11 protein-coding genes and 1 pseudogene are annotated in these 13190 nt (G+C 67.8%); 6 read left to right on the plus strand and 6 right to left on the minus strand.

The features are described from left to right. The first annotated feature begins 4 nt into the window (after nucleotides 1-4). The 3 genes from OHT76_RS23095 to OHT76_RS23105 all read left to right on the plus strand — a co-directional run bounded on the left by OHT76_RS23095 (nucleotide 5) and on the right by OHT76_RS23105 (nucleotide 3428). Entirely contained in the window at nucleotides 5-1279 is a 1275-nt protein-coding gene (locus OHT76_RS23095; protein WP_328872756.1) for a peptidoglycan-binding domain-containing protein, read from the plus strand. Between the two features lie 92 nt (nucleotides 1280-1371). Continuing rightward, the gene (locus OHT76_RS23100) at nucleotides 1372-2151 is read left to right on the plus strand and encodes an ABC transporter ATP-binding protein (RefSeq protein ID WP_443049930.1); all 780 of its coding nucleotides are present in this window, start codon (nucleotides 1372-1374) and stop codon (nucleotides 2149-2151) included. Further along, nucleotides 2148-3428, plus strand: a complete 1281-nt coding sequence (locus OHT76_RS23105) for an ABC transporter permease (RefSeq protein WP_443049823.1) — start codon at nucleotides 2148-2150, stop codon at nucleotides 3426-3428. Before OHT76_RS23100 ends, OHT76_RS23105 begins: the two co-directional genes overlap by 4 nt. A 128-nt stretch (nucleotides 3429-3556) precedes the next feature. Here the strand turns inward: OHT76_RS23105 and OHT76_RS44170 are convergent, their stop codons facing one another. Beyond that, a complete protein-coding gene (locus OHT76_RS44170) occupies nucleotides 3557-4219 on the minus strand; it encodes a helix-turn-helix transcriptional regulator (protein ID WP_443049824.1) in 663 nt (220 codons plus the stop codon). Between the two features lie 286 nt (nucleotides 4220-4505). Here OHT76_RS44170 and OHT76_RS23110 point away from each other — a divergent pair, with 286 nt between their 5' ends. After that, nucleotides 4506-5552, plus strand: coding sequence for a helix-turn-helix transcriptional regulator (locus OHT76_RS23110; RefSeq protein WP_328872759.1), 1047 nt, complete (start codon nucleotides 4506-4508; stop codon nucleotides 5550-5552). Here OHT76_RS23110 and OHT76_RS23115 read toward each other — a convergent pair. The 4 genes and pseudogenes from OHT76_RS23115 to OHT76_RS23130 form a co-directional block, all read right to left on the minus strand. Next, nucleotides 5512-6501 carry a helix-turn-helix transcriptional regulator gene (locus tag OHT76_RS23115; protein ID WP_328872760.1) on the minus strand — a complete coding sequence of 330 codons (990 nt, stop codon included), beginning with the start codon at nucleotides 6499-6501 and terminating at the stop codon, nucleotides 5512-5514. The genes OHT76_RS23110 and OHT76_RS23115 overlap by 41 nt on opposite strands. Continuing rightward, nucleotides 6498-7493 carry a helix-turn-helix transcriptional regulator gene (locus OHT76_RS23120; protein ID WP_328872761.1) on the minus strand — a complete coding sequence of 332 codons (996 nt, stop codon included), beginning with the start codon at nucleotides 7491-7493 and terminating at the stop codon, nucleotides 6498-6500. The genes OHT76_RS23115 and OHT76_RS23120 overlap by 4 nt, the downstream gene beginning before the upstream one ends. After that, a pseudogene (locus OHT76_RS23125) lies at nucleotides 7490-7942 on the minus strand (helix-turn-helix transcriptional regulator); the annotation flags it as partial. The gene OHT76_RS23120 and the pseudogene OHT76_RS23125, both read right to left, overlap by 4 nt. A 230-nt stretch (nucleotides 7943-8172) precedes the next feature. Then, entirely contained in the window at nucleotides 8173-9186 is a 1014-nt protein-coding gene (locus tag OHT76_RS23130) for a helix-turn-helix transcriptional regulator (protein WP_328872762.1), read from the minus strand. Nucleotides 9187-9517: 331 nt separating this feature from the next. On the opposite strand from OHT76_RS23130, the gene OHT76_RS23135 reads away from it, so the two are divergent. After that, on the plus strand, nucleotides 9518-9853 hold the full coding sequence (locus OHT76_RS23135; RefSeq protein ID WP_328872763.1) for a hypothetical protein: 336 nt from the start codon (nucleotides 9518-9520) through the stop codon (nucleotides 9851-9853). A 142-nt stretch (nucleotides 9854-9995) separates the two neighbouring features. Here the strand turns inward: OHT76_RS23135 and OHT76_RS23140 are convergent, their stop codons facing one another. Then, nucleotides 9996-10406, minus strand: coding sequence for a pyridoxamine 5'-phosphate oxidase family protein (locus tag OHT76_RS23140; RefSeq protein ID WP_328872764.1), 411 nt, complete (start codon nucleotides 10404-10406; stop codon nucleotides 9996-9998). 119 nt (nucleotides 10407-10525) lie between these two features. Between OHT76_RS23140 and clpB the strand changes: the two genes are divergently transcribed. Continuing rightward, nucleotides 10526-13123 (plus strand): ATP-dependent chaperone ClpB, encoded by a 2598-nt coding sequence (gene clpB, locus OHT76_RS23145; protein ID WP_328872765.1) that lies wholly within the window; start codon nucleotides 10526-10528, stop codon nucleotides 13121-13123. Nucleotides 13124-13190: the final 67 nt, after the last annotated feature.

Genomic DNA, 13190 nt, shown 5'->3' on the forward strand with positions numbered 1-13190 from the left:
CGTTGTGCCTGATCTTGAGGTTCCGAGATCGCTGCGCCGCCGCCGGTGGGTGCTACTGGTGGCCGTTGTCGGTGCTGTCGGCCTGTCGGTGGGTGGGCTAGGCGCGTCGACGCTGGTGAAGTCACCGGCGCAGGTGGCGGCGGAGGCGGCGCCGCCCGCGCCGTCGGTCGTGACGGCGCAGGTGGAGCGGCGGGTGCTGTCGCAATCCGTTGTGCTGCGTGGAACGGTGTCGCCGGGAAAGACGATCGAGGTGACCGCGCCGGCCGCGGAGGACACCAAGTCCGTGGTCACGCGGATGCCGTTGAAGCGGGGACAGTCCGTCAGGGCGGGGTCGGTGGTGGTGGAGATCTCCGGCCGACCAGTGATCGCCCTGCCGGGACGGATTCCCGCGTACCGAGACATCAGGCCGGGGACGGACGGCCCGGATGTGAAGCAGCTGCAGTCCGCACTGCGGAGGCTGGGTTATTCGGTGACGGACGTGTCCGGGACGTACGGGACGTCGACGGAGTTGGCCGTGAAGCAGTTGTACGAGGACCGCGGCTACGAACCGCCGACGCAGACGGAGACTGTCGAGCAGCCGTCTGTGGATGAGCGTCCGTCGTCGGAGGCCGGGTCGGATGTGCAGGCAGGTGAGTCGCGGCCAGGGGAGCCGGTCCCCGGAGCTTCGGTGGGGCCGACAAGGTACTGGCTGAAGTCCGGCGAGGTGGCTTTCGTACCGTCGTTCCCGGCCAGTGTGACGAAGGTTGGAGCGGGTCTGGGTGCGGAGGCCACGGGCAGCGTGCTCACGCTGTCGGTGGGGGATCTTGTGGTGCGCGGGACGCTGTCGGCGACGGACCGCAAGCTGGTGAAGACGGAAATGCCGGTGAAGATCCTTGTGGAGGCGACGGGCCTGCAAGCGGCAGGGAGGATTACGTCGGTCGGTGAGTACTCCGTCGGCGGCTCCGAGCAGAGCACGAACGATGAAGGGAACCCCGGCGCGGACGGCGCCTCCCAGCCCGGTCATCCCATCGTAGTGATGGGGGCGAAGCCACTGTCTCAGCGATTTGTGGGTCAGGACGTACAGGTGACGATCGAGACGGCCTCGACGAACGGAAAGGTGCTGGCGGTGCCCGCGTCGGCGATCTACGCCACAGCGGACGGCTCGACGCAGGTGATCAAGTCGCTGCCCGGTGCGAACCGTCGGCGGGTGTCGGTGACGGCGGGGGCCTCGGCGGGCGGTTACGTCGAGGTCAGGGGCGGCGGCCTGGTCGAGGGCGACAGAGTGGTGGTGGGGAAGTGACGGCTGTGCGCGACGGGGGCCTCGCGGCGCGCGGCGGCGCTGGGCCGGGCGCCGCAGTACCGGCGGTAATCGAGTTTCGCCAGGTGAGCCGGATGTATCCGGGGCCGCCACCAGTGACGGCGTTGAGGTCGGCCGACCTCAGGATCGGGCGGGGCGAATTCGTGACAGTGGTGGGCCCTTCGGGATCGGGGAAGTCGACGTTCCTGAATGTGGCGGGGCTGCTGGACCGGCCGTCGATGGGTGTCTACCAGCTGGACGGCATTGACACGGTGGGGTTGACCGAGCGTGACCGGACGGCGCTCCGGGGGCGCCGGATCGGATTCGTGTTCCAGTCGTTTCATCTACTGCCGCACCGGTCTGCGGTCGACAACGTGGCCTTGTCGCTGCTCTACACCGGCACATCACGCAGAAGGCGGCGGACGATGGCGTCCGAGACGCTTGAGCGGGTGGGGCTGTCGCACCGGTTGCATGCGATGACGAGCCAACTGTCGGGCGGGGAGCGACAGCGGGTGGCGATTGCTCGGGCACTCGTCAACCGGCCGAGCCTGCTGCTGTGCGACGAGCCGACCGGCAATCTCGACACCGCCACGGCGCACACGGTGCTCGAACTGCTGGGTGAGCTTCATGCAGGCGGCTTCACGGTACTGGTGGTGACGCACGATCCGGGAGTGGCGGCGCGCGGACAGCGAGCGATCGTGATCCGCGACGGGGTGCTGCGCGAGGCGGACCCGGCGATCCTGGCCGCGTCGGCCGTTCAGACCGGCGTCGGCACGAGCGGTGCAACGCTCGGTCCGGCCGCTCGCAGCATGCCGTCGGACAGCGGTCCGGCCGCTGCGGAGAACGCATGCGACGCGGCCGAGGTGAGGGAATGAGCCCAGTTCGTGTTCGGCGGCCGTGGCGGAGGACCCAGGCGGCTGAGCCGACTCGTCTGGCGGTGTCCGACGCGGTGCACGAGGCCTTGGGAGCCTTGCTGGCCCGCCCGGCCCGGGCGGCGTTGACGGTTCTGGGAACGCTTCTGGGCGTGGCGGTATTCGTGGCGGTGCTGGGTCTGACCTCGACCACGTCGGGCCAGATCTCCCAGCGCTTCACCGTGCTGGCGGCAACCGAGGTGACGGTGGAGGACGCAGCGGTAGACCCGTCCACAGCCGACGCTCCGTTTCCGGCCGACGCCGAGAAGCGGCTGACTGCGCTGAACGGCGTACAGTCGGCGGGCGTCTACTGGATGGCGATCGACCCCGGTGCGGGCGGCGACCAAGCAGCGATGGTGTCGGCGCGCCCGCCGTCCGTCGACGCCGAGGGGCAACAGCCGATGACGGTGATGGCGGCTTCCCCGGGCTATCTGGAAGCGATTCACGCGTCCGTGTCGTCCGGTCGGCTGTACGACGCCTTCCACGAGAGCCGCGGACTGCGGGTGTGCGTTCTGGGGAAGGCCGCCGCAGCGCGGCTCGGTATTACCGAGTTCGACACCGAGCAGGCGATCTTCGTGGGCGACGTGGCGCTGACCGTGGTGGGGGTCATCGACGACGTGCAGCGGCAGGCCGAAGCCATGTTGTCGGTCATCGTCCCCAGCACCACGGCGACGCAGTTGTGGGGGAAACCGAGCGGCGGTGACGGCAGTGCGGCCAAGGTACTGATCGACACCAGCCTCGGCGCGGCACAGTTGGTCGGCAGTCAAGCGGCGCTGGCGCTCCGTCCGGACCAGCCGGAGCGATTCAAGACAACGGTGCCGCCGAGCCCCAAGCAACTGAGGGAGCAGGTTGACACTGATCTGGGTGTCCTGTTCCTGGCGTTGGCAGGGATCTGCCTGATTATCGGTGCGGTCGGGATCGCCAACACCACCCTTGTCGCCGTTCTGGAACGGACCCCCGAAATCGGCCTCCGGCGCAGCCTGGGCGCGCGTGGCAGGCATATCGCCGCTCAGTTCCTGTCCGAATCCGCGATTCTCGGGATGCTCGGGGGGCTGATGGGGACTGGCTTGGGTGTCGCCACCGTGGTTATGGTGGCAGCCACCAACGACTGGACCCCGATCCTCGAACCCGTGACGGTGCTACCTGCTCCCCTCGTCGGCGCGGCAACCGGCCTCCTCGCCGGTCTCTATCCCGCCTGGCGGGCATCCCGAATCGAACCCGTCGAAGCGCTCCGGCGCTGAGTGGTCCGTGGGAGCGACGTCCTGGTGCGCCGCTGAGGACGAATGGACGGCGGTCTCCGCCAGGTCGACGTCGAACAGGCGCTCCCAACCCCGCCGCAACCTCTCCGAAGGCTCCATGACCAAACCCCTCAACCCCAAATCGACTCGCAACCGTCGGACTCCCCAACCGGGACCCGATCGCCACTTTGTCGAGGGTGGAGTTTCCGATTATCGAATACCTGCCTGATGATGTGCGCCTGTAATTCTCGGATGTTCGCGCACCCCAGGCGCTGGAGTCCGCGACGGATATGATAAGCGACAGTGGACTCCTGAATGGACAGTTTGACTGCCACTTCAGTGCGCGTCATTCCTGTGATCATGAAGGTGATGATTGCTCGTTGGGCGGGTGTCAACTGATCAGCGCCCGTGATTTTGATCGTGCCCCAAGGTGGCCGACAAGGTTCGAGAAAGCGAGTCGCCACCACTGGTGATATCCAGTTTCCCCCGGAGTCGACCTCGCGTATTGCGGTTTCCCAAGCTCCAGTGACGTCGGTGCTGGCGATGAGGCCTGCGGGGTGCCAGGGCAGGGCGTCGGGGATCATTGGATCGGCTGCGTCCGAGCAAACGAAAATCAGCATGGGGCGTGTGCTGAAGGTCTTGAATATCTCGGATAATTCGACTTGGTCCGCGATAACGGCGTGGCGGTCTTCCTTGCATTCCAGAGAGTCGCAAAAAATCCACCGCTCTCCCGTTAGTTCGGCCGTAATCCTTTCTCTGTTTTCTGCGCTGCTCAGCCTTAAGTGTAGATGCATGATTTACCCCTTGGGGGTCGATGCACGTCTTCTGTTTCGAGCATGCCCAGCCTGCGCAATTGATGGGAGCCTCATGATGCTGCGCTTGCCTGATGAGGAGGGGGTTAAATAAGGGCAAAGCCGTCAAATCTGGGATGCAGAGAAAACCGGGAACCAGGGCTTCCGTCCGGCGGCTCGCCCACGGGGTTGTGTTGCGGAGGCGTTGGCGCGCCGCGCATAGTTGCCGTGCTGAGGCGGGTTGACGCCGCGAAACGTGTGCAAACAGGCCGGCAGTCGGGGGTGGGAGATGGCCGGGCACGGGACGGACGAGCATCCACACGGTGCTGACCGACTGTGCGAGGCCGGGGATCGGGTGTATTCCCGGGCCGTACGGCGCGGTCGTGTGCCCCGCGAGGATGCGGAGGCGGTGCCCTGTCTGCTGGAGCTGGCTTTACTGCACCCGGACCCCGACGACATGGCCTGGCTGGTGCCGACGTCGCCGCAGGAGGTCATGACCCGGCTGCTGCGCGGGGTGTACGACGAGGTCAGCGCGAGCCAGCGGCGGATGGGCTCGGCGGTCGCCGCCTTCGAGTGGTACGCGGGCCTCGGACCGCCTCCGCAGAACACCTCCGCGGAGGGCGGCGCAATCCGGGTCCTGGACGGGCTGTCCCGGATCCAGGCGGCCATGGACGAGGCGACCGACGCTTGCACCACGGAGGTGCTTACCGTGCAGCCGGGCGGTATCCGACCCGAACACGAGCTGACGGAGGGCCTGCACCGCGCGATGTCGCTGCGCGCCCGCGGGGTCCGGATGCGCGATCTGTACACGCACGTGGCCCGGCACGGGCACGGGCTGCTCAGCTATCTGGAGCTGATGGGCGGCGCGGTGGAGGCGCGGACCCTGGAGGAGGTCATCGACCGCCTCATCCTCTTCGACCGTACGGTGGCCTTCATCCCCGCCAACGCGGACCGCACCCTCGCCCTGGAACTGCGCCACCCCGCGCTCGTGCAGTACCTGGTGACGGTCTTCGAGCGGCTGTGGCGCCTGGCGATCCCGCTCACCGCGCCGCTGCCCGAGACCGGCATCGAGGGCATCTCCTACCGTGAGCGGTCCATCGCGGCGCTGCTCGCCGAAGGCCACCAGGACGCGGTGATCGCCGAGCGCCTCGGCATCAGCGTCCGCACCTGTCGCGCCCATATCGCCCGGCTCTCGGAGACGCTGGGTGCGGCCAGCCGAACCCAGCTGGGTGTGCGCATAGCCCAAGTGGGCTTGGACGGGCCTTCCGCGGCCAGGGATGTCGCGTCCTTGCCGGCTATGAACCTTCCTGATCAAGGATCCCGGACTGTCCGATGAGGTAGCCGAGTTGGGCGCGGCTGCCGCTGCCCAGCGCCGCCGCCAGCTTGGCGATGTGGACGCGGGCGGTGCGGACGTTCATGCCGAGCCGGTTGGCGATGACGGCGTCTGTGTGGCCCTCGATGAGCAGTTCGGCGAGGGCGCGCTGGCGGGGGGTGACGCCGTTGAGGGTCGGCTGCTGGACGGCTTGGGGATGCATGGGCGTCGCCAGGCGCCAGAGGCGGTCGAAGGCCGTGGCGAGGAAGCCGGCTATCGCGGGGTGGCGGATCTCCAGGGCGAGGGTGCGGTCCGCGTTCGCGGGGATGAAGGCCACCGTGCGGTCGATGACGATGAGGCGTTCCGTCACCTCGTCCAGGGTGCGGGCCTCCACGTCGCCGCGCAGCCGCTCGTAGCGGGCGGCGACGGTGGGCGCGTGGCGGAGGGTGTGCTGGTAGAGGGTGCGGATACGGCCGCCGCGGTCGAGCAGGGCCTGGTCGCGGGCCATGGCTTCGACATGGATATTGGGCGGGGCCAAGGTGTGGGTGATGTGAGGCTGAACGGCGAGGACCTCGCCGGACGATGCGGCCATGGCCTGGGCGATGGCCCTGCCGATGCGTTCGAGCCCGCTGAGGACGCTGACCGTCGGGGTGTCCGAGCCTCCGCCACGGCGGCCGTCGATCCGCATGAGGGGCTCGAACAGCGCCGCCAGCCGCTCCTCACGGCGGCGTTCGTCCACGATACGGTCCTCCGCGGTGCGCAGCATCTGGTGCAGGGCCACGGCCGGGGACAACGGCTCCAGTCTGCCGGGGTCCGTCACGGCGGGATGGAGCAGGCCGAAGTCGACCAGACAGGGTGCCGCTTCGGCGTCTGCGCTGCTCACATGCCCTTCGCACAGGGCCCGTTCGTACAGCTCCGTCGCTGCCGCGCACAGGTCTTCCACGCCGTGGTCCGAGTGGGGCGCCGGGATCACTCGGTCTCTCCCTCCTGCTCGAGGATGCCTGATTGTGCGATGCGGTAGCCGAGTTGGGCGCGGCTGTCGCTGCCGAGGGTGGCGGCGAGTTTGGCGATGTGGACGCGGGCGGTGCGGACGTTCATGCCGAGGCGGTCGGCGATGACGGCGTCTGTGTGGCCCTCGATGAGCAGTTCGGCGATGGCGCGTTGGCGGGGCGTGATGCCGTTGAGGACGGGCTGTTGGACCGCCTTGGGGTGCATGGGGGTGGCGAGGCGCCAGAGGCGGTCGAACGCGGTGGCGAGGAAGGCCACGATGACGGGGTGTCGGATCTCCAGGGCGAGCGTGCGGTCGGCGTTCGCGGGGATGAGGGCCACCGTGCGGTTTACGATGAGGAGGCGGTCGGTGATCTCGTTGAGCGTGCGGGCTTCCACGTCACCTGTTAGCTGCTCATAGCGGGCCAGGACCGAGGGCGCGTGTCGGAGCGTGTGCTGGTAGAGCGTACGGATACGGCCGCCGCGGTTGAGGAAGTCCTGGTCGCGAGCAACGGCCGCCCTGAGTAACTCAGGAGCCAGCTGGGTGTGACTGGTGTGAGGCTGGATTGCGAGCAGTTCGTCGAAGTCGCTGGCCATCGCCCTGTCGATGGCTCGTCTGATGTGGTCGAGCCCACTGAGGACACTGATCGTCGGGAAGTCCTCGGATCCTGTACGACGGCCGTCGATCCGCATGAGTGGCTCGAAGAGGTCGGACAGCCGGGCCTCGCGCTGCCGTTCGTGGGCGATGAGGTCCTCCGAGGTCCGCAGCAGCCGGTGCAGTACGACGGCGGGAGCGACCGGATTCAGCCGGTTCGGGTCCTCGATCGAGGGGTGCAGAAGGCCGAGGTCGATCAGGCAGGGTGCCGCTCGGGTGTCAGCGTTGCCCACATGTCCTTCGCGGAGTGCACGCTCGTACAGCTTCGTGCCTGCCGCACACAGGTCTTCCACACCATGGTCTGGGTGCAGCGGCACGCTCATTCGGTGGCGCCTTCCTGCTTGAGGATGCCTGATTCTGCGATGAGGTAGCCGAGTTGGGCGCGGCTCTCGCTGCCGAAGGTGGTGGCGAGTTTGGCGATGTGGACCCGGCAGGTGCGGACGTTCATGCCGAGGCGGTCGGCGATGACGGCGTCTGTGTGGCCCTCGATGAGCAGTTCGGCGTCGGCGCGTTGGCGGGGCGTGATGCCGTTGAGAACGGGCCGTTGGACCGCCGTGGGTGCATGGGGGTGGCGAGGCGCCAGAGGCGGTCGAAGGTGGTGGCCAGATAGGTGACCAGGGGGCGGTGGTGGACCTTGACGGCCATAGTGGGTTCCGCTTTGGCCGGGATGAACGCGACCTTGCGGTCTAGCACTTTGAGGCGATCGGGGACCCTTGATGGTGCGGACCTCGACGTCATCATCAAGAGCCGCGTAGTGGGCGAGGACAGCGGGATGAGCGATGTCCTTTGCGATGTGGCGCAGCAGCCGTGGCAGGACCATGGCTGGAGGGACGGGGCACGGCCACCGCATGCCGTCGAGGTCTGGCCGGAGAAGGCCGGCGCTGAGCGCACAGGGCATGGGGCCCGCCTCGTGCTCCCAGGCGCGGCCGCCGCTCAGGGCACGGGCGTTCAGTTCCAGGCCCGCTTCACACAGTTCCTGCGATCCGTGAATGTGAGCCTCGGTCACAGGTGGCTTTCTCCCTCCGGTATCGGCTGGTCGGGCTTCAGGATTCCCGACTGGGCGATGAGGAAGCCGAGTTGCGCCCGGCTTCCGCTGCCGAGGGCGGTCGCGAGTTTGGCTATGTGGGCTCTGCAGGTGCGTACGTTCATACCGAGGCGGCGGGCGATGGCTTCGTCGACGTGTCCTTCGACGAGCAGCTTCGCGATGGAGTGCTGGATCTCTGTGATGCCGTCGAGGGCTGCCTCGTAGGGGGTTCCGGCCTTGAGGGGTACAGCGCGCGCCCACATGAACTCAAAGACTTTGGTCAGATAACGGACCAGACCGGGGTGCCGGATTTCCAGGGCAACCTGCCGGTCTTCCTGGATAGGGATGAAGGCGACGGTCTCGTCGCAGATGATGAGCCTCTCGACGAGTTCGTCGATGGTGCGGATCTCGACCTTGCCGCTGGTGATCATCTGGTCCACGTAGGCCAAGGTCTCAGGGCTGTGTCGCGCGGTGTGCTGGTACAGCGTGCGGAATCGGACCCCCCGCTCGATCAGTGGCCGGTCGCGTTCCAGTCCCTTTAGCAGGTTGCCTTCCCGGCGGCGGCCGCCGGGCTGCACGGTGAGGACCTCGGTGTGACACTCCGACGTCGCGTTGTTGAGTGCCTCGTTGATTCGGTCCCGCCCCTCCAGGACGGTGATGGCGTGTGTAGCTGAGGTGCCATGGACGTTGACATGTATGAACGGCTCGAAGACGTCTGCCAGTTCGATGGTCAGGCGCCTACGGTCCGTGATCTCACGTTCCAGAGGATCAAGCCGCTGCGCCAGGGCCACCGCAGGCGGCACGGGGCGCAGCCATGTGGCGTCATCGGGGTCAGGGCGCAGGAGGGCGAACTCCAGGAGACAGGGAGCGGACTCCACCTCCGCGCGAGCGATACGGCCAGCTCGGAGCGCACCGGTGTAGAGCCGGGCGCCTTCGGCGCACAACTCGGTTATGTCATGGGGATGTGCCGCTTGTGTACTATTTGTCCCCAATTTTCCACCCCCCAGGGTCCTGAAGATGCAGGAACATGATGCACCGATCGTGTGGCCATGACGTGCCTGAATGAGCCATCGTCTTACTCGACGGGGGAAGAGGGGACCTTCAAGTGAGGACGAAGCCGACTATGCGTAAGAGAATGCTTCGCTCGGTGCTTGTAGCCGCCTTCTCCACCGTTGTGGCCTTCGGAACACCGGCAGGCCTCTCAGGTGCGAAGAGCGGCGTGCACGAGGTGGGCGGCACTGAGATTGTGACCGTCGCGGCTGCGGCAGTGGTGAGCGATGAAACACCGGCAGTCCCTGCTGACACCTCGTGGGACTGATCGCGATGACCATCCCACCTGACGACCGCTCCTTCCGTCGCGAAATGGCCACCGCCTACCGCTCCGGCTGGCACTTCATCGATCTGGTCACCGCCATCCCCCACGCCGGTGACTCGCTCATGGTGACTGTCTTCGGAGAGCCGGTCGTCGTCACCCGGGACGAGGACGAGGACGTGCGCGCCTACCGGTGCCTGCGACGGCCCCGGGGGGCGCCGCAGCCGGTGCGATGTGCCATTCGATACGGAATGATTTTTGTGAACCTGGACCAGCGGGACCACCAGCAGCTGGTGGACCCGGAGGTCCCGGCACCCCGGACCATAGCCACCCCCCGCAGTGCCTGACGCGATTCCCCCGTCGTAACAGATCGCTCAGGTACTTCCCCCCGCAGCGGCGTCACCGTGACCTGAACACGGTGACGCCGCTGCAGTTTTACGGGAAATTTCCGGGTATCGGACGTACCGGGCGCTGGCTGAAAACCATCAGTCAGCCGCGCCCCATGGCCCGCTCCAGTTCGATCTCGATCACGACACGCGCCGGATTCGGTGACGGCGTCCGCTCATAGCGCCCGGCGTACCGCCGCTCGGCCTCCGCGATCCGCTCCGGCTCGGTGCGCACATACGCCCGCCCCTCCAGCGTCGCCCACCGCCGCCCGTCCACCTGGCAGACGGCGACCCGCGCTCCCTCGGGCCCGGCGGCCAGCACATTCGAGACTTTGGTGCTCGCCTTGTTCGCGATCACCCGGGCAAGACCCGCCTCGGGGTCGTAGGTCACCCCGACCGGCACGACATGCGGGCTGCCGTCCGGGCGCGGGGTGGTCAGCGTGCACAGGTGCCGTTCCCGCCAGAAGCTGAGATACGAGTCGTCGGGGGCACCCGGATCCACGGAGTAGGTCATGGTGCGGGAACTTAACCGTCCGGGCCTCCCGGCACATACTTGAGTGGAATAGACTCAACTTTGTGTACGTTGGCTGAGTCAGCGTGGATGAGAGCCCGTGACAGGAGGAGAACGGATACGTGGACGCAGAGCTGACCAACAGGAGCCGGGACGCCATCAACGCGGCCAGCAACCGGGCCGTGACCGACGGACACCCGGATCTGACGCCCGCCCATCTGCTCCTGGCTCTGCTCCAGGGGCAGGACAACGAGAACATCACCGACCTGCTGGTCGCCGTGGAAGCCGACCTGGCGGCCGTTCGCTCCGGTGCCGAGAAGGTGCTGGCCTCGCTGCCCAGCGTCACCGGGTCCACCGTGGCGCCGCCGCAGCCCAACCGGGAGCTGCTCGCGGCGATCGCCGAGGCACAGGCGAAGGCCCAGGAGCTCGGGGACGAGTACCTCTCCACCGAGCATCTGCTCATCGGGATCGCGGCGAAGGGCGGTCCGGCCGGCGACGTACTCTCCCGGCAGGGCGCCACCGCGGAGAAGCTGCTGGCGGCGTTCCAGAAGGCAAGGGGAGGACGCCGGGTGACCACAGCTGATCCGGAGGGCCAGTACAAGGCCCTGGAGAAGTTCGGCACCGACTTCACGGCCGCCGCGCGGGAGGGCAAGCTCGACCCGGTCATCGGCCGGGACCAGGAGATCCGGCGGGTGGTGCAGGTGCTGTCCCGCCGTACCAAGAACAATCCGGTCCTGATCGGTGAGCCCGGTGTCGGCAAGACCGCCGTCGTCGAGGGGCTCGCCCAGCGGATCGTGAAGGGCGATGTGCCCGAGTCGCTGAAGAACAAGCGGCTCGTGGCGCTGGACCTGGGAGCGATGGTCGCCGGGGCCAAGTACCGGGGTGAGTTCGAGGAGCGGCTGAAGACCGTGCTCGCGGAGATCAAGGGCTCCGACGGGCAGATCATCACGTTCATCGACGAGCTGCACACCGTCGTCGGCGCCGGGGCGGGCGGTGACTCCGCCATGGACGCGGGCAACATGCTCAAGCCCATGCTCGCCCGCGGTGAGCTGCGGATGGTCGGTGCCACGACCCTCGACGAGTACCGCGAGCGGATCGAGAAGGATCCCGCGCTGGAGCGGCGCTTCCAGCAGGTGCTGGTGGCCGAGCCGACGGTCGAGGACACGATCGCGATCCTGCGCGGGCTGAAGGGCCGCTACGAGGCCCACCACAAGGTCCAGATCGCCGACAGCGCGCTGGTCGCCGCCGCCACCCTCTCCGACCGGTACATCACCTCCCGCTTCCTCCCGGACAAGGCCATCGACCTGGTCGACGAGGCAGCCTCCCGGCTCCGTATGGAGATCGACTCGTCCCCCGTCGAGATCGACGAACTCCAGCGTGCCGTCGACCGGTTGAAGATGGAGGAGCTGGCGCTGAGCAAGGAGACCGACCCGGCCTCCCGCGAGCGCCTGGAGCGGCTGCGCCGTGACCTCGCCGACAAGGAGGAGGAGCTGCGGGGCCTGACCGCCCGCTGGGAGAAGGAGAAGCAGTCCCTCAACCGGGTCGGCGAGCTGAAGGAGAGGCTCGACGAACTGCGCGGCCAGGCCGAACGGGCCCAGCGCGAGGGCGACTTCGACACCGCGTCCAAGCTGCTGTACGGCGAGATCCCGGGCGTGGAGCGTGACTTGGAGGAAGCCTCCGCCGCCGAGGAGGAGGCCGCCAAGGACACCATGGTCAAGGAGGAGGTCGGCGCCGACGACATCGCCGACACCGTGGCCGCCTGGACCGGCATCCCGGCCGGGCGTCTGCTGGAGGGCGAGACCCAGAAACTCCTGCGTATGGAGGAGGAGTTGGGGCGTCGGCTGATCGGCCAGGCGGAGGCGGTGCGGGCGGTGTCCGACGCCGTACGGCGGACCAGGGCCGGGATCGCCGACCCCGACCGCCCGACCGGTTCCTTCCTCTTCCTCGGCCCGACCGGAGTCGGCAAGACCGAGCTCGCGAAGGCGCTTGCCGACTTCCTCTTCGACGACGAGCGGGCGATGGTCCGTATCGACATGTCCGAGTACAGCGAGAAGCACAGCGTGGCCCGGCTGGTGGGCGCGCCTCCCGGTTACGTCGGTTACGAGGAGGGCGGCCAGCTGACGGAGGCGGTGCGCAGGCGGCCGTACTCCGTGGTGCTGCTGGACGAGGTGGAGAAGGCGCACCCGGAGGTCTTCGACATCCTGCTCCAGGTGCTGGACGACGGCAGGCTCACGGACGGGCAGGGCCGTACGGTCGACTTCCGCAACACGATCCTGGTGCTGACGTCGAACCTGGGCAGCCAGTTCCTCGTGGACCCGCTCACCAGTGAGCAGGAGAAGAAGGAGCAGGTCCTGGAGGTGGTCCGGACCGCCTTCAAGCCCGAGTTCCTCAACCGTCTGGACGACCTGGTCGTCTTCTCCGCCCTGGCCAAGGACGAGCTGCGCCGGATCGCACGGCTCCAGATCGACCGGCTGGCCAAGCGGCTCGCCGAGCGCCGGCTCACCCTGGAGATCACCGACGAGGCCCTGGACTGGCTCGCCGACGAGGGCAACGATCCGGCCTACGGTGCCCGCCCGCTGCGCCGCCTGGTCCAGACGGCCATCGGCGACCGGCTCGCCAAGGAGATCCTGTCAGGCGAGGTCAAGGACGGGGACACCGTTCGGGTGGATGCCTTCGGGGACGGGCTGATCGTAGGACCGGCCACCGGAAAATCGCTCTGAGCGGAAATCCGCCAACCGCAGGTGAACCATGCGGGGCGGGGCTTGCCACCCCCCTCCCCGCATGGGG

Source organism: Streptomyces sp. NBC_00287, from assembly GCF_036173105.1.
Classification (GTDB): domain Bacteria; phylum Actinomycetota; class Actinomycetes; order Streptomycetales; family Streptomycetaceae; genus Streptomyces.